This window comes from Rhizobium sp. CBN3, from assembly GCF_030518245.1.
Lineage (GTDB): Bacteria > Pseudomonadota > Alphaproteobacteria > Rhizobiales > Rhizobiaceae > Rhizobium > Rhizobium aethiopicum_A.
Map to the genome: position 1 here is coordinate 36550 of NZ_JAULSE010000010.1, position 16286 is coordinate 52835.

At 60.1% G+C, this 16286-nt stretch carries 17 protein-coding genes, 1 tRNA gene and 1 pseudogene; 10 read left to right on the plus strand and 9 right to left on the minus strand.

Translation table 11 applies throughout. The features are described 5' to 3' along the window. Positions 1–43 precede the first annotated feature (43 nt). The gene (locus tag QWJ46_RS16355; RefSeq protein ID WP_302752130.1) at positions 44–748 is read right to left on the minus strand and encodes a metal-dependent hydrolase; all 705 of its coding nucleotides are present in this window, start codon (positions 746–748) and stop codon (positions 44–46) included. A 113-nt stretch (positions 749–861) separates the two neighbouring features. Here QWJ46_RS16355 and ruvX point away from each other — a divergent pair, with 113 nt between their 5' ends. After that, entirely contained in the window at positions 862–1356 is a 495-nt protein-coding gene (gene ruvX / locus QWJ46_RS16360) for a Holliday junction resolvase RuvX (protein ID WP_302752131.1), read from the plus strand. Here ruvX and QWJ46_RS16365 read toward each other — a convergent pair. The 3 genes from QWJ46_RS16365 to QWJ46_RS16375 all read right to left on the minus strand — a co-directional run bounded on the left by QWJ46_RS16365 (position 1293) and on the right by QWJ46_RS16375 (position 2583). Next, on the minus strand, positions 1293–1625 hold the full coding sequence (locus tag QWJ46_RS16365; RefSeq protein ID WP_302752132.1) for a DUF6105 family protein: 333 nt from the start codon (positions 1623–1625) through the stop codon (positions 1293–1295). The two genes, ruvX and QWJ46_RS16365, sit on opposite strands and share 64 nt — an antisense overlap. Further along, on the minus strand, positions 1622–1825 hold the full coding sequence (locus QWJ46_RS16370) for a hypothetical protein (protein WP_302752395.1): 204 nt from the start codon (positions 1823–1825) through the stop codon (positions 1622–1624). Before QWJ46_RS16370 ends, QWJ46_RS16365 begins: the two co-directional genes overlap by 4 nt. A gap of 98 nt (positions 1826–1923) precedes the next feature. Further along, positions 1924–2583 (minus strand): TetR/AcrR family transcriptional regulator, encoded by a 660-nt coding sequence (locus QWJ46_RS16375; protein ID WP_302752133.1) that lies wholly within the window; start codon positions 2581–2583, stop codon positions 1924–1926. Between the two features lie 237 nt (positions 2584–2820). Here QWJ46_RS16375 and map point away from each other — a divergent pair, with 237 nt between their 5' ends. The 7 genes and pseudogenes from map (at position 2821) to QWJ46_RS16410 (ending at position 10383) form a co-directional block, all read left to right on the plus strand. Beyond that, positions 2821–3657 (plus strand): type I methionyl aminopeptidase, encoded by an 837-nt coding sequence (map, locus tag QWJ46_RS16380; RefSeq protein ID WP_302752134.1) that lies wholly within the window; start codon positions 2821–2823, stop codon positions 3655–3657. A gap of 7 nt (positions 3658–3664) precedes the next feature. Continuing rightward, positions 3665–4489, plus strand: a complete 825-nt coding sequence (gene radC / locus QWJ46_RS16385) for a DNA repair protein RadC (protein ID WP_302752135.1) — start codon at positions 3665–3667, stop codon at positions 4487–4489. 257 nt (positions 4490–4746) lie between these two features. Next, complete coding sequence (locus tag QWJ46_RS16390) at positions 4747–5934, plus strand: alpha-hydroxy acid oxidase (protein WP_302752136.1); 1188 nt, start codon at positions 4747–4749, stop codon at positions 5932–5934. 4 nt (positions 5935–5938) lie between these two features. After that, positions 5939–6070: pseudogene (locus QWJ46_RS16395) on the plus strand (JAB domain-containing protein); the annotation flags it as partial. 117 nt (positions 6071–6187) lie between these two features. Next, a complete protein-coding gene (sthA, locus tag QWJ46_RS16400) occupies positions 6188–7594 on the plus strand; it encodes a Si-specific NAD(P)(+) transhydrogenase (protein ID WP_184452526.1) in 1407 nt (468 codons plus the stop codon). Between the two features lie 55 nt (positions 7595–7649). Beyond that, a complete protein-coding gene (locus QWJ46_RS16405; RefSeq protein ID WP_302752137.1) occupies positions 7650–8453 on the plus strand; it encodes an endonuclease/exonuclease/phosphatase family protein in 804 nt (267 codons plus the stop codon). Between the two features lie 160 nt (positions 8454–8613). Continuing rightward, a complete protein-coding gene (locus tag QWJ46_RS16410; protein ID WP_302752138.1) occupies positions 8614–10383 on the plus strand; it encodes a radical SAM protein in 1770 nt (589 codons plus the stop codon). A gap of 137 nt (positions 10384–10520) precedes the next feature. On the opposite strand, the gene QWJ46_RS16415 is transcribed toward QWJ46_RS16410, so the two are convergent. From QWJ46_RS16415 to QWJ46_RS16435, 5 genes are all read right to left on the minus strand, one after another. After that, positions 10521–10943, minus strand: a complete 423-nt coding sequence (locus QWJ46_RS16415; RefSeq protein ID WP_302752139.1) for a nuclear transport factor 2 family protein — start codon at positions 10941–10943, stop codon at positions 10521–10523. 225 nt (positions 10944–11168) lie between these two features. Beyond that, entirely contained in the window at positions 11169–12653 is a 1485-nt protein-coding gene (gene tig / locus QWJ46_RS16420; RefSeq protein WP_302752140.1) for a trigger factor, read from the minus strand. Between the two features lie 180 nt (positions 12654–12833). Continuing rightward, a tRNA-Leu gene (locus tag QWJ46_RS16425) sits at positions 12834–12918 on the minus strand. Between the two features lie 152 nt (positions 12919–13070). Further along, positions 13071–13661 carry a GDYXXLXY domain-containing protein gene (locus QWJ46_RS16430; RefSeq protein WP_302752141.1) on the minus strand — a complete coding sequence of 197 codons (591 nt, stop codon included), beginning with the start codon at positions 13659–13661 and terminating at the stop codon, positions 13071–13073. Beyond that, entirely contained in the window at positions 13658–14752 is a 1095-nt protein-coding gene (locus QWJ46_RS16435) for a DUF2157 domain-containing protein (RefSeq protein ID WP_302752143.1), read from the minus strand. Before QWJ46_RS16435 ends, QWJ46_RS16430 begins: the two co-directional genes overlap by 4 nt. Before the next feature lie 883 nt (positions 14753–15635). Here QWJ46_RS16435 and QWJ46_RS16440 point away from each other — a divergent pair. Together QWJ46_RS16440 and QWJ46_RS16445 are read left to right on the plus strand one after the other, a co-directional pair. Beyond that, positions 15636–15782: a DUF1127 domain-containing protein gene (locus QWJ46_RS16440; RefSeq protein ID WP_004678838.1), complete on the plus strand. Its 147-nt coding sequence runs from the start codon at positions 15636–15638 to the stop codon at positions 15780–15782. Positions 15783–16081: 299 nt separating this feature from the next. Then, complete coding sequence (locus QWJ46_RS16445; RefSeq protein ID WP_085777942.1) at positions 16082–16225, plus strand: DUF1127 domain-containing protein; 144 nt, start codon at positions 16082–16084, stop codon at positions 16223–16225. The last annotated feature ends 61 nt before the right edge of the window (positions 16226–16286 follow it).

Consider the following 16286-nt stretch of genomic DNA (forward strand, 5'->3'; position numbering starts at 1 on the left):
ACCCGCTATAAAGGCCATGTCCGCCCGGTGCAACGGGGTTTCGTCAGATCGACAGGCTCTCGGCAGGCTTAAGCGCCCTCGCCTCAGTCTTCGATCCCTCCATGCCGGCAACGAATTTATCGGCCGTCTGGTCGATGATCGGGAAGGTGCCGTAATGGCAGGGGATCGCGGTCTTGAAGCTGAAATAGCGCTGGCAGGCGAGTGCCGCCACCGCGCCGCCCATGGTGAAGCGATCGCCGATCGGCACGAAGCCGATATCGGGCTGGTGCAACTCGTTGATCAGCGCCATGTCGGAGAAGATGTCGGTGTCGCCCATGGCGAAGATCGAGGCTTCGTCGTCAAAATGCAGCATCAGCCCATTGGCGTTGCCGAGCGCATGCGAGACGCCGTCCTCGGTGATCTGGGCCGAGGAATGCAGCGCATTGGTGAAGGTCGCGGAGAAGCCGCCGAACGTGACCGTGCCGCCGGTATTGCCCATCTCGACCCTCCCGACGCCCTTGGAGCCGAGCCAAGCGGCGAGATCGGCATTCGCAAGAACGACGGCGCCGGTTTCCTTGGCAAGCGCCACGGTATCGCCGACATGGTCGCCATGGCCATGGGTCAGCAGGATATGCGTGATGCCTACAGACACATCCTTGATGTCCTGGCCGGAAAAGGAGGCGTTATGGCTGAGGAAGGGATCGAGCAGGATCTTCGCCTTTGATGTCTCGATGCGGAAGGCGGAATGGCCAAGCCAGGTGATCTTCATGAAATCTCTCCTTACGTGATGCAAAATCTGATTTCGATGGTAAGGACATATCTCATGCCCCGGCAAAGGAAAGCGGCGGCGGCTTCAATTTCTTTTGACGGGATGAAACGGCAATGACGGTGCTGACGATCGAGGAAATGGCTGAAACCCTCGCCCCCGGGCAGGCGATCGCCGGGCTCGATCTCGGCACCAAAACGATCGGGCTTTCGATGTCCGATCTCGGCCGGCGTTTCGCCACGCCGCGTCCGGTGATCCGGCGCGTCAAGTTCACCATCGATGCGCAGGCGCTGCTGGACTTTGCGGCAGCCGAAAAGGTCGCAGCCTTCATCATCGGCCTGCCGATGAATATGGACGGATCGGCGGGTCCGCGGGTGCAGGCGACACGCGCCTTCGTGCGCAACATGGAACAGAAGACGGCGCTGCCCTTCGTCTATTGGGACGAGCGGCTTTCGACGGTGGCGGCCGAACGGACCCTCATCGAAATGGACGTCTCGCGCGCCAAGCGGGCCGAACGGATCGATTCGGCCGCGGCAAGCTTCATCCTTCAGGGCGCGCTCGACAGGCTGTCCTCGCTGACAAGGTCTGCGGGAGACGAATTCAGCGCCTGACGCGCCTGCCACCAGGCGGCGATCGACTTCCGCTTTCTGAAGCCCAGGATGGCGAAGACGACGAGACTGTCCGCCGCAATGGCGCGAGCAACGAGCGGCGGGATGGTTTCCGGCGGAATACCGAGGGCTTCGCCATAAATCGCGAAGGTCAGGTCATGGACCTGCCGTGTCAGCATGAAGATGCCGAAATTCATGTCGTAATAGGAGAGCCAGTACCATGCGCCCAGAAAGACGATAGGACCGGCCCAGAAGACTAGAAACCACTTCATGCGGCTTCTCCTCCCTTGTGGGCAACGGGCAGATCGAGCGAAACCAGCCAGGTCGACAATGCCATGATGCAAAGCACCAGCGCCGGAACTGCAATATCCAGCGCCAGGACTGCGAAGAACATCATTGCCGTCACCAGAATTGCGGCTTTGGCGATCTTGCTTCCCATGGGCGTCAACTCGCAGGTTCTCACTCGTATCATCTCTGCTCTCCGCCACACTGTCGGGTTAACCGGCCCCACGCAACGTAAACCATTCGTTAAGGTTAACACTGCGGCGCCTCCCTGTGGATGAAGGAGTGTCAGCCGTAGACGCCGCGCACGAGACGCTTCAGTGCCGTCGCTGCCTTCTCCCAGTCCTTTGATGTCTTCAGCGACAGGCCGGCGCACTGGCCGCCGGCTGCGCCGGACAGCACGAGGTGCTGGATCGCCGCGATGACGACGGCATTGACGGCTGCCGCATCCACGCCCTTCGGCGGCGCCAGCGAACCGCGCATGCGATCCTGCCAAAGGGCGAGAGCCTTCGAACGGGCCTCGGACAACCGCCTCACCTGCTCGGTGTTTTCCGATACTTCCCAGGCGAGGATGCGGCGCATCAGCGGATCATTTCTCAAGGCGTCGAGCAGCAGAAGCGCCAGCCGCTCCATCAGATCGCCATAGGTGAGCATGAACATGCCGCCGCCGTCTTCCGGGATGCGATCCCTCACCCACGTGCCGAGATCCGCGCCGATCGCCTCGACCAAACCGTCAAGGCCGCCATAGTAGCGATAGATCAGCTGCTTGTCGCAGCCGGCGCGGCGGGCGACCGCATTGATACCGAAATTCTGGAAGCCCTCCTCGGCCAGCAGGCTCTTGGCGGCGGCAAGGATGGCGCGCTCGGTGGCGCCGCGATCGCGCACGCGCCGTTCCGGCTCCGCGCCGACCCCAAGCGAATTATCAAGATTTTCAGCTTCATTCAGCATGACCGACCCTTCCCCGCTGTCACCAATCGGTGAGTAGCGGGGAGCCCTTATCCGATCAATCCTATCTCCTTGGGAAGATTGTGGATATTTCCTCCAGCACTCAGAATCCGGCGTCGGATGGGCGCGGAAGACGGCGCGAATCCTTTCAGAAATCTCGCCCCGACGGTTGATCGCGATGGACGAACCCGGCATAGCTGCATTATGAACAAATCTAACAATCTCCGCTAAGGCCCTGCAATGGTGAATTATATCGAAGCCTCCTCCGCGCCGCCGAAGAATACGGGCGCCATCCGGCTTTATGATGCGCAGGCGTTCGAAGGCATGCGCAGGGCTTGCCAGCTGACCGCACGCTGCCTCGATGCGCTTGCCGATATCGTCAGGCCCGGCCTGCTTACCGACGAGATCGACCGATTCGTATTCGATTTCGGCATGGATCACGGCGCCTTTCCCGCGACGCTGAATTATCGCGGCTATACCAAATCCACCTGCACCTCGATCAATCATGTCGTCTGCCACGGCATTCCAAACGACAAGCCGCTGCGCGAAGGCGATATCGTCAATATCGACGTTACCTTCGTGCTCGACGGCTGGCATGGCGATTCGAGCCGGATGTATCCGGTCGGCACGATCAAGCGCGCCGCCGAGCGGCTGCTCGAGGTCACTTATGAATCACTGATGCGCGGCATATCAGCCGTCAGGCCCGGCGCCCGCACCGGCGCGATCGGCGAGGCGATCCAGGCCTATGCGGAGGCCGAGCGCTGTTCGGTGGTGCGCGATTTCTGCGGCCACGGCGTCGGCCGGCTGTTCCACGATTCGCCGAACATCCTGCATTATGGCCGCGCCAATGAAGGGCCGGAGCTGCGCGAAGGCATGATCTTCACCATCGAGCCGATGATCAATCTCGGCCGGCCGCATGTGAAGGTGCTCGCCGACGGCTGGACGGCCGTGACCCGCGACCGCTCGCTTTCGGCGCAGTATGAACACACGGTCGGCGTCACCGCCGAAGGCTGCGAAATCTTTACGCTGTCACCGGGTGGCCTCGACCGGCCCGGACTGGCGCCACTTGCCAGGTGACGATCTGATGGCGAAGCGGCCTGTTGCGACATCTTCCGACGACAAGCTGCCTTTCGAGACTGAAGAGCCTGTTGCCGACGAACGCTCGTTCTTCGGCGGTCGGCCGCAAAAACCAGCCTTGCCAAACGCCCGGACCGCCCTACCCGCCTCGCTTTCCGGGCCGGAACATTATCACGGCCATCGCGAGCGGCTGCGTGACCGCTTCCGCGAGCTGGGCGATACGGCGCTTGCCGATTACGAGATCCTCGAGCTCTTGCTCTTCCGGCTGATCCCGCGACGCGACACCAAGCCGATCGCCAAGGCGCTCATCGAACGATTCGGCTCTCTCGCCGGCGTCTTTGGCGCGCCGGCTGGTCTCCTGACGGAGGTGAAGGGCGTCGGCGAGAATGTCGCCCTCGACCTCAAATTGATCGCAACCGTGGCTCACCGGACTCTGAAGAGCGAGATCAGAAGCAAACAGGTTCTCTCCTCCTGGTCCTCGGTTATCCAGTATTGCCACGCCGCCATGGCGCACGAGACACGCGAACAATTCCGCATACTGTTCCTCGACAAGCGCAACGTGCTGATCGCCGACGAGGTGCAGGGCCGCGGCACGGTCGACCATACGCCGGTCTATCCCCGCGAGGTGGTCAAACGCGCGCTCGAACTATCGGCAACGGCGATCATCCTCGTCCACAACCACCCGTCCGGCGACCCGACGCCCTCACGCGCCGACATCGACATGACGAAGGTGATCGTCGAGGCAGCCAAGGCGCTCGACATCACCGTGCACGACCACATCATCATCGGCAAGGACGGCCATGTCAGCCTGAAGGGGCTGAAGTTGATGTAATCCCGCTACGTTGAGGCGCGACCACACAACCAGCGCCCAACCTTGCCCGGCCCCAAGCCCTGCACGGAGACGATCAGGCGGCATGCTGCTGACGCTCATTCTGCCCTCGATCCGGAGAGGTCGCAGGCAAGCATGCGAAGCGCGCGAAGACTGGCGGAAAGCTTCAGTTGACAGCAGTCGCCGGCGCGGGATTCTATGCAATCCTGCGCCGCTACGCTGAATAATACCCGCCCGAAATACCGAGAAGATAAAGCTTCATGACGATCTCCAGCGGTAACACCGATCGATCGACCAGGCTCTGCCGCGATGCGCTCTGCCTCGATGACTTTGAAATGCGGGCACGGCGACATCTGCCAAAGCCTCTGTTCGGTTATATCGCCGGCGCGACCGAGACCAACGCGTCGCTGCGGCATAACGCAGAAGCCTTCCAGGCCTATGCCTTTCGGCCTCGTGTACTTCGCGACGTCTCGAGGCGCAGCACCGAGACGAGCCTCTTCGGCAAGACCCATGCCGCACCGTTCGGCATCGCGCCGATGGGGATCAGCGCGCTGATGGCTTATCGGGGCGACATCGTGCTCGCGCAAGGCGCGGACCAATCGGGAATCCCGATGATCATAAGCGGTTCGTCACTCATTCCCCTGGAAGAGATCGCTGCGGTTTCGCCACAGGCATGGTTTCAGGCCTATCTCCCCGGAGAACCCGACCGTATCGACGCTCTCATCGATCGGGTCGCTGCCGCCGGCATCGGCACACTTCTGCTGACCGTGGATACGGCCACGCTGCCCAATCGCGAGAATAATGTAAGGGCGGGGTTTTCGACGCCTTTGCGTCCCGGGCTCCGCTTGGCATGGCAGGGCATCTCGCATCCCCGCTGGACAACCGGTACATTCCTGCGCACGATCGTCCGGCACGGCATTCCGCATTTTGAAAATTCCTACGCGACAAGAGGGGCGCCGATCATCTCCTCGAACGTCACGCGCGATTTCGGCAAGCGTGACCATCTCAACTGGAGTCACCTGGAACGGATACGGAAGCGCTGGGCCGGCAAGCTCGTGGTCAAGGGGATCATGCATCCTGAAGACGCGGCACGGGCTGCAGATACCGGGGCGGATGGAGTGATCGTCTCCAATCATGGCGGCCGCCAGCTCGACGGCACCGCATCTCCCCTTCAGGCCCTTCCGGAGATTGCGGCACGTGTTGGAGACAGCATTGCCGTCATGATCGACGGCGGCATCCGGCGTGGAACGGATGTCATGAAGGCCCTCGCGCTCGGCGCCTCTTTCGTATTCGTGGGCAGACCGTTCCTCTATGCTGCAGCCGTCGCGGGGTTACCGGGCGTGCGCAGAGCGGCGGATATCCTGAAGACGGAACTGCATAGCAATATGGCGTTGCTCGGGGTCACCAGTGTGACCGATATTTCCACGGACTACATCACTCGGGCATGAACAACCGTCGCGCGCTGACATCGATATGACGAAGGTGATCACCGACGCGGCGATGGCACTTGATATCACTGTCCACGACCCCATCATCATCGGCAAGGACGGCCATGTGAGCCTGAAAGGGCCGAAGCTGATCTGAAAAGCACAGGTCCGGCTGAATCGGCAGCCGTAAAACAATCTGTAACATTGACCGGCTACCGATAGAGGAGCGACATTTTTGTCGCAAATGATTCCATTTCCAATCCGAGGCTAGAGGATGTTTCAGTACGATCTCGTTGTAGTGGGTAGCGGTCCCGCAGGGCGCCGCGGCGCGATCCAGGCTGCGAAACTCGGCAAGAAAGTGCTTGTCATCGAACAGGGCAAGCGCGTCGGAGGAGTGTCCGTCCATACCGGCACCATCCCTTCGAAGACGCTGCGCGAGACCGCGCTCAATCTCTCCGGCTGGCGCGAGCGCGGCTTCTATGGGCGATCCTACCGCGTCAAGCAGGAGATCAGTGCGGAAGACCTGCGTCGCCGCCTGCTGATTACCCTCAACCATGAAGTGGAAGTGCTCGAGCATCAGTTCGCCCGAAACCGTGTCCACCACATGCGCGGCAAGGCGAGTTTCGTCGATTCCACCACCTTGCAGGTCATCAAGGATGACGGCGAAGCGCTGACGGTGAACGGCGCCAGCATTCTGCTTGCGGTGGGCACGAAACCTTTCCGCCCGGATTACATGCCATTCGATGGCAAGACCGTGCTCGACAGTGACGAGCTGCTTGATATCGAAGAGCTGCCGCGCACCATGGTTGTCATCGGCGCCGGGGTTATCGGCATCGAATATGCGACGATCTTCTCGGCCCTTGATACTGCAGTGACGGTGATCGATCCAAAGTCGACCATGCTCGACTTTATCGACAAGGAAATCGTCGAGGATTTCACCTATCAGCTGCGCGACCGCAATATGAAGCTGCTGCTTGGCACGAAAGCCGAGAAGGTCGAGCGGCTCGATAGCGGCAAGGTCCAGCTGACGCTCGACAACGGCCGTCATCTGGTGACCGACATGGTGCTCTTTGCCGCCGGACGCATGGGAGCGACCGACGCGTTAAACCTTCCCGCCATTGGACTGGAGGCCGACAGCCGTGGCCGTCTCAAGGTCAATCCGGAGACCTTCCAGACCTCTGTGCCGAATGTCTACGCCGCCGGTGACGTCGTCGGCTTCCCGAGCCTTGCCTCGACCTCGATGGAACAGGGCCGCATCGCCGCGCGTGTGGCGATCGGCGCGGTCGCCAAGGAGCCGCAGAAATATTTCCCCTACGGCATCTATGCGGTGCCGGAGATCTCGACCTGCGGCCTGACCGAAGAGGAAATGAAGGAGCGCGGCATCGCCTATGAATGCGGCATTGCCCGCTTCCGCGAAACCTCGCGCGGCCATATCATGGGCCTCGATACCGGGCTTCTGAAGCTGATCTTCTCGCTGAAAACCCGCCGACTGCTCGGCGTGCATATCGTCGGCGAAGGCGCCACCGAGCTGGTGCACATCGGTCAGGCGGTGCTCAACCTGAAGGGCACGGTTGAATATTTTGTCGAAAACACCTTCAACTATCCGACGCTCGCCGAAGCGTACAAGATCGCCGGCCTCGACGCCTGGAACAGGATGGGCGACATCAAATCGGAACTCTGAAAGCCCGACGGCGGCGCCACCATCTGATTCCGCCAACTAGGATGGAGCCGGGAGCTTGCGCATCATTTCGCTGAATGCATGGGGCGGCCGACTGCACGAGGCCCTGATCGCCTATGTCAAGCAGGCCGACCCTGATGTGCTGTGCCTGCAGGAAGTGCTGCGGGCGCCGAATGCGGATAGCGGATGGTCGATATACCGAGATGCGGGGCTGGAACTGCCGCAGCGTGCCAACCTGTTTTACGAGATCAGCGCCGCCCTGCCCGGCCACGACGCCTTCTTCTGCCCGACATCGCGAGGTGAGCTTTTCGATGACGACGCCGCCATTGTCGCGGAATTCGGGTTGGCGACCTTCGTCCGCAAATCGCATTCTATTATCGCCGAGGGGCTGGAGTTCGTGCATGGCAGTTTTTCCGCCGATGGCTGGGGTCAACATCCAAGACCAAGAAACGCCCATTGCGTACGCCTCTTCAGCCATGAGCAGAGCCGCAGCGTGACGATCGCCCACATGCATGGCCTACGCGATCCCGCCGGCAAAGGCGATACGGTAGCGCGCCAGGAGCAGGCTGCAGCGCTGGTCCGGCTCATCGAGCGAGTCTGGCCCGGCGACGAAGGGCTCGTCGTCTGCGGCGATTTCAACGTTTTGCCTGAGAGCGCAACCTTTGCGATTCTCGCTGGACTCGGGCTTTCCGACCTCGTCACCGGAAACGACCTTGTCGACACACGAACCTCCTACTATCTGAAGCAGGGCCGCTTTGCCGACTACATGCTGGTGACACCGGGGGTGAACATTGCCAAATTCGAAGTGGTCGAAGCGCCCGAGGTCTCCGACCACCGCGCATTGCTGCTCGATATCGGGTAGTATATTGAAGATTGATACGCTGCGCGGAGCGTTTCGCGCGCAGCGCCGTTTTTAGGCCTTGGTTCAAACCCTCATAAGTCGCATTGATACGCCATGCATGATATGTGCCTTCAACTCCATTTTGCCTCCGGCAAAAGCTTCTGAAGAAAGATAGATACTCTTGTCCCATGTCTTGGAAGCTGCGCGCCGACGTTTTCAGCTGATCCTGATCAAGCCGTCGCATTATGACGATGACGGCTACGTCATCCGCTGGTGGCGGGCGATGATCCCTTCCAATTCGCTCGCGGCCATATACGGCATCGCTGCCGAATGCGCCGAGCGCAAGGTGCTCGGGCCGGATACCGCGATCGACATTACCGTGATCGATGAAACCAATACGCGAATCGATTTTGCCGGGCTGCTCGCCCAGTTCAGGCGCCACGGCAATTTCGGCATGGTCGCGCTGGTCGGCGTCCAGTCCAACCAATATCCGCGCGCCCTCGATATTGCCCGCCCCTTCCGCAATGCCGGCCTGCCGGTCTCGATGGGCGGCTTCCATGTGTCCGGCTGCCTGTCGATGCTCGACGGCACGGCGGTCGGGCTCGATGCCTGCCGCGAGATGGGCATCTCGATGTTTGCCGGCGAGGCCGAGGGGCGGCTGGACATGGTGCTGCGGGATGCCGCCACCGGCGAGCTGAAGCCGCTTTATAATTTCATGAACGACCTTCCCGGCATCGGCGGCACGCCGGTTCCTTTCCTGCCGAAGGACAACATCCAGCGAACGCTCGGCCTCAGCACCAGCTTCGATGCCGGACGCGGCTGTCCCTACCAGTGCTCCTTCTGCACCATCATCAACGTGCAAGGGCGCAAATCGCGCTTCCGCTCGGCCGACGACGTCGAAAAGCTGGTGCGGATGAACTGGGCGCAGGGCATCCACAAGTTCTTCATTACCGACGATAATTTCGCCCGCAACAAGGACTGGGAGGCGATCTTCGACCGCTTGATCGAGCTCAAGGAGCGGGACGGCATTCCGCTCGGCCTGATGATCCAGGTCGACACGCTCTGTCACAAGATCCCCAATTTCATCGAAAAGTCTAAGCGCGCCGGCGTCACCCGCGTCTTCATCGGTCTCGAAAACGTCAATCCGGATAATCTGACCGCCGCCAAGAAGAACCAGAACAAGATCACCGAATATCGCAAGATGCTGCTCGCTTGGAAGGCGCAAGGTATCATGACGCTTGCCGGCTATATTCTGGGCTTCCCTGCCGATACGCCGGAATCGATCCGCCGCGACATCGCGATCATCCAGGAAGAGCTGCCGCTCGACGTGATCGAATTCTTCATCCTGACGCCGCTGCCCGGTTCCGAGGACCATCAGGTTCTCTGGAAGAAGGGTGTCGAGATGAACGACGATCTCAACATCTACGATGTCGAGCATGTCTGTACCGCCCATCCCAAGATGAGCAAGCAGGAGTGGGAAGACATCTACCATGAGGCCTGGTCGCTCTATTATTCGCCTCATCATATGAAGACGCTGCTGCGCCGCGCCGTGGCGACCGGGGTGCCGCTGGCAAGGCTCGTCAAGGTTCTCGTCTCGTTCGCAACCACGGTGCCGCTGGAAAACGTGCATCCGCTGCAGAGCGGCCTCTTTCGCCTGAAGACGCCGTCGGAGCGGCGTCCGGAACTCCCGCGCGAACATCCGCTGCTCTTCTGGCCGCGCTTTGCGTGGGAAACCGTCCGCAAACATGCTTCACTCGCCGGCACGATCATCGGCCTGACGATCTCGGCGTTCCTGATCTCGAGGGATGCGAAATCGAAGAGCTATATGGATCAGGCGCTGACGCCGGTCGCCGATGATGAGGAAGAGACGCTCAGCCTGTTCACCAAAACATCCGGCGGAACCGCAGCCGTCAGTCATGTCAGGAAAGTCGCGCAACTGACGGGGCATTGAGCGGCGATTCTTGCAATAGCGGCCGACGCCCTATCGGCCGGAGATGATTGATACCATCAAAGTCGAAGCTCGGAGGCTTTTGACATTCGTTCCGCTGGAACCCAGCCAAACCGCTCACACGATTGCGGCGTCACGCTCTATGCGATTTGGATCATCCGGCTCGTCTCGGCCACTTGCAGGGTGTCGACGAATTCGACGATCTTGACCGGTTTGCCATCATGGAAATGGATCTTGTCGACGAATTCCGTAGAGAAGGTTACGCCCGATGGGATGTGTCTTACCTCGCCTTCACGATGGGCAAAGACCATCTGCTCATCCTCGTCCACATAGATGCCGGTCGTCCTAACCTTAGATAGATCCCATGCCGCGATAAGCTGCGTTATCGTTTGGCGAAAGTCATGCCCGCTCGATTCGGTGGTCAAAGGCGCCAGTCGTGCATTGCCGACCATGCGAAAGGTGCAATCCTCGCCGAACAGCGCAAGCGTACCCTCGATATCACCACGGTCTCGCACAGAATATATTTCCTCCACCAGCATCTTCATGTCGTTCTTCGCGGTCATTTTCAGGTCCTCCACTACCCAAAGCTCTTGGTTTTTATGATGTCGTGATCCCGGGCGACATGCGCCAGCAAAATCCGCGCGGATGACAGTGCTCAACTATGTGTTGTTGCTGGCGAAGATAACACCATGATGAAGACGGCGTCGAGTACCCCGTCCGGATGACCCGAAAACAGAAAAGCCCCGCACGATGGCGGGGCCTTTGCAAACTTCAGAACTGAAAAGCGATTATTCGGCGCTTTCGTCAGCCGCCTTCTTCTTCGGAGCGGCCTTCTTCTTCGGAGCAGCTTCATCGCCTTCGCCGGCATCAGCAGCTTCAGCCTTGGCGGCGGCCTTCTTCTTCGGAGCGGCCTTCTTGGTTTCAGCCTTGGCTTCGCCTTCTTCCTCGGCGAGCAGTTCTTCCTTCGTCACCTTCTTGTCGGTGACGTCGATTTCGGTCAGCAGGTGATCGATGACCTTCTCTTCGAAGATCGGGGCGCGGATCGAAGCGGCGGCACCCGGCTGGCTGCGGAAGAATTCGAGGATCTGCTTTTCCTGACCCGGATACTGGCGCAGCTGATCGTAGATCGCGCGCTGCATCTCGTCTTCGGTGACTTCGACGCCGGCCTTTTCGCCGATTTCGGAGAGAACGAGACCAAGGCGGACGCGACGCTCTGCAAGCGTCTTGTATTCCTCACGCGCCTTCTCTTCGGTCGTGTCTTCGTCCTCGAAGGTCTTGCCTGACTGAGCGAGGTCGTTGTTCACCTGGCTCCAGATGCCGTTGTACTCGGCATCGACGAGCGAAGCCGGGGTCTCGAACTTGTACATCTCGTCAAGCTGGTCGAGGATCTGACGCTTCAGCTTCTGACGGGTCAGCGAGCCGTACTGCGATTCGATCTGGCCACGGACGATTTCCTTCAGGCGATCGGCGGATTCGATGCCGAGCTTGGAGGCGAGTTCGTCGTTGATTTCGACAGCGCCGGGGGCTGCGACGTCCTTGACCGTGATGTCGAAAGTCGCTTCCTTGCCGGCAAGGTTCTTGGCCGGATAGTCAGCCGGGAAGGTCACGGTGATGGTCTTCTCTTCGCCAGCCTTGACGCCGACGAGCTGGTCTTCGAAGCCCGGGATGAAGCGGCCGGAGCCGATCACCAGTTCGGCGCCCTGATCGGTGCCGCCTTCGAAGGCTTCACCATCGACCTTGCCGACATAATCCATGGTGACGCGGTCGCCGTTGGCAGCCTTGCCGGTCTTGCTCTCGTAGGAACGGGCGCTTTCGGCGACCTTCAAGACCTGTTCGTTGACTTCGTCATCCGAGATGTCGATGACTTCGCGCGTGACCTTGATGCCCTTGACAGACTTCAATTCGATCGGCGGCAACACTTCGTAGGAGAGCGTGAACTCGAAATCCTGCTGGGCGGTGAGGATCTTGTCGGCCTCGTCCTTGTCTTCGGTCATGGCGATTTCCGGCTGGGTGGCCGACTTTTCGCCGCGGCTGGACAGGATGGCGGCGGGCTGTTCGCGGACGATCTCGTTGACGAGATCGGCCATGATCGACTTGCCGTAAACCTTCTTCAGGTGAGCAGCGGGGACCTTGCCCGGACGGAAGCCGTTGATGCGGACCTTGTCCTTCACATCGGCAAGACGCTCATTCATCTTGTCTTCCATGTCCTTGGCCGGGATAACGACCTTGATTTCGCGCTTCAGCCCTTCAGCGAGCGTTTCGATAACCTGCATGTCTTCCTACCTTCATGTCGTGGCGGCCGTGCCCAGACGCCGTTCGTTTCTATGAGCACGACGCCGGCAGCGTGCCGCGCGTGGCTTTTCCCAATTCCTGCATCATTCCGCCCAAGGGGGAACGGCACTCGCTTCCGGGTATCAGGGGACTAAATTCTTAGTCTCCCCCTGCAAACAGCCTGGTGCGGGTAGAGAGACTTGAACTCCCACGCCTTGCGGCACCAGAACCTAAATCTGGCGTGTCTACCAATTTCACCATACCCGCGTTCACAGAACCGCATGCCTATGCCTGCGCATGAGGCCTTCCGAAGCGCGGCGTCTCTATATCACCCGATTTGGTCGAGGCAAAGGAAAAATGAACGTCCAATGACAGGCTATTCAAGGCCCAAACCCGCCCTGCCCCGAAGGCCTGAAGGATCAGTAAAGCGGTTCGTCGTAAACCGGCTTGCCGTCGACGAGCAGGCTGCGAATCTGCGCGCTTCCATCCGGCGAGACCCTCACCGCTATGGCGACGTTGCCATCGTTGCGGGCCTCCTCGATCGGTTTGCCCTGACCTTCCGGAACGTAGTAGCGCTCGATGCCGTATTCGACCCGGATGCTGTCGCCCGCGGCCAGCCCGCCGCTATAAAAAGGCTTGCTGCGCAGGATCACCGTCTCCGGCTGCGGCGGCAACGCCTGGAAGGACGATTCGCTCACCGTCCAGAAACCGTCCGCCTGCTTCTTCAACCGGACCCATAGCGTGCGTTCGCCGGGTTCGGCGGGAATGCCGCCGAAGACCGTCTGCACCGGGACGGTGGAAATGTCGTAATTCAAGACGACATAATCACCGCGCAGGAAATCGCGTGGATCGACCGGGGTCGTCTTCAGCAGGACTTCAGCGCCGTTGCTGAGGATCGACGCACGGCTCTGGATGATCGTGCCGAGGATTAAGGTCTGCAAGCCGGCGACGATGATCGCCGAAATGAGATAACCCCTGCCGGACTGCAACCTTGCCATCAACGAGCTCATGCGCGCGCCTCCCGTGAAAAGCGCCGTTCGAGACGGATGACGATCCAGGCGACGAGCGCCACCACGAGACCGGAGAACAGGAAGAGGCTCGACGTGCCGAGGATCGAGCCGACCGTGACCGAGGCGAGATAGAGCATCTCGGCGGCAAAGGTCGTATAGGCGAGATAACGCACCGCGCCGTTGTCCCTGCCATGCAGCGCAATCGCCAGCACGGCAGCGGCGAGCGTCGCCACCCCGAGCGCCACCAGCCGCCAGCCTTGCTCGATCTCGATATGCAGCAGCAGCAAGCCGATGACCGCAACGAGAAAGCTGTAGAAGGCCGGCGCCGCGCCGGCACTCCTGACGAGGGAGGCGATACGGGGGTGCGGCAACGCTGTCAGCGCGAACACCAGCATGCCGCCGATTGCGAAGGCGAGCGCCACCGCGATCTCCTCATAAAGGGTGTAGAGCCAGGCGAGCCAGCCGATCAGCAGCAGATAGGCGAGATGCCGGGCCCGCTCGGCACCGGTGTAACGCACCAGCGCGATTGTGATCACCGCCATGACCGGCGCCATCCAGGGATCAAGTCCGATCCAGTGCGTGTCGTTGTTCTCGAGGTAGACGGCGAAGGACGCCCAGGAGAGAAAGCCCGCGACAACGACCACCGCGCCCGAGCGGAACAGGATCGCCGAGATCGTCGCAATCGCGAACCAGAGATACATCACCGTCTGCTCGTCGCCGGAGAGATGATACATCTGCCCGACCAGCGAGATCGCGCCACCGAAGCTCATCGCGCCGATGACCAGCAGCCCGCTTGCTGCCGCTGTCGCACCCCGGGCAAACATGGAGGCGGCGGCAATGTGCACAGCCCAGATCAGCGCGAGAATGGCGCCGACCCGGACGAGCCGCGGAATGGCCTCCCAATTGGACGCGACGACCAGCAGGACGGCAGCGGCAAGCAGCACCGCCGCCAGCGCCATCAGCACTCGACCCAGGCTGAAACTTGCCGGACGGCTGTCATATTCGGTGAGAAGCTTGGCCGCCGTTTCCTCTCCAATCAGACCCTTGCCCACCCAGAGCGCGAGATCCCGCTCCAATCTGCCGCGATACATGCCTCCACCCCTTCATTTCCGTGACGCTCGCTCCGGCGCTACGGCTTCCATTGTTATAGCCGCAGCGAGCGGCTTCGCAAACGCCCGTCCCGGCGACAAACATCCAAATTCCTCATTGGTCTAATTTGGGTCAGATGTTAACCGGCCGCTAACGTCGCAACTGCTAATATGAGCATATGAAGGACAGGTATGCGGTTTACGCATACCCCTCATGTATTTATTGCACTGCAAAATATCAATTAGTCATACTATTTATCGCTCTAAGAAGCACGGGGATGGCGCCCCGGCCCGGTTTTCCGGAAGCCCACGGATGCTTTATTCGTGACGAGATTCGCAGCCGCGCACTCCTCCTCCCAAGCGCGCTGCGATAGACTGGCAACACTCCTCCTCCCAGTTGCCAGTCAATATAATGCGCCCGCCGGATCCTCCCCCGGCGGGCGTTTTGTTTTGACAACAACACAGCATGTAATTCAACCACTTATCGGCATCGCGCCGCAGCGTTGCCGGCAAAGCAGGCGCCCGACGTCTTCGTCGTATGAAGCTGTGGCACCGCATCGCGACCCCATCGTTTTGCTGCCGGCGTTGAGATGAATGAATAGCCTAGCGCTTCAGCGAAACGCCGTCGGGCCGATCAATCCAAGGGCAGCTTTGTTTCATCGCAGCGAGTGAGCGGGAGAAAAGGCGGAATTCTCCAGGGATTATTTTGCCTATTCGTTGACCAGACTGCGGTAAGATTGCGTAAAGCATTGCACAGCTCGCATGGGTGACTTGAAAACTTGGCTGTTTTCGTTCTTCGCGCCGCAACATATATTCCGGTCATCAAATAGAGGTCAGCGCCGATCGTTGGCTGCTGGCAGATCAAACCCTCGGAAAGGGGCTCAACATGAACATCACTCGCTCTTTTAACAACTGGCGCAAGTATCGTCAGACCGTCACGGAACTCGGTCGCATGACCAACCGCGAATTGCATGACCTCGGCATCGACCGTTCGGACATCCATCGCGTCGCTCGCGAAGCTTCTTCTCGCTAATTCAAGGCGATCACTGCTTCTTCCCAAGCAGATCGCCGATGATTGAAACGCCCGCTGCACCGCAGCGGGCGTTTTCTTTTGCAAGCAATCTACTGCCGCTCCGGTTGCGACCTTCCCCGTTCTTTCGCCCGCTTAAAAAATATTCACCGCTCAAATTGCGAGCATCATCGTGCACAATTGCATGGCAGACGCCTTTTATTTGCACTGCACAATGCGACCGATATCGCCTATATAAACATCAACCGCAGAGAGACAGGCGATCCCGCCGTCCCGCGGATATTTGTTCGAGGAAGAAGACAATGAACCCGATCCGCATCGCAAAAAGCTGGCTCAGCTATCGTCGTACAATCAACGAACTCGGCAGCCTGTCGAACCAGACCCTGTCCGATATCGGCGTCAGCCGCTACGACATCCGCAACATCGCATCCCGCTCTTTCCGCTAGTCGCGGACCTGGTAACGGGCACGATGCTTCAAGACGGCGCCATCAGGGCGCCGTTTTTGAT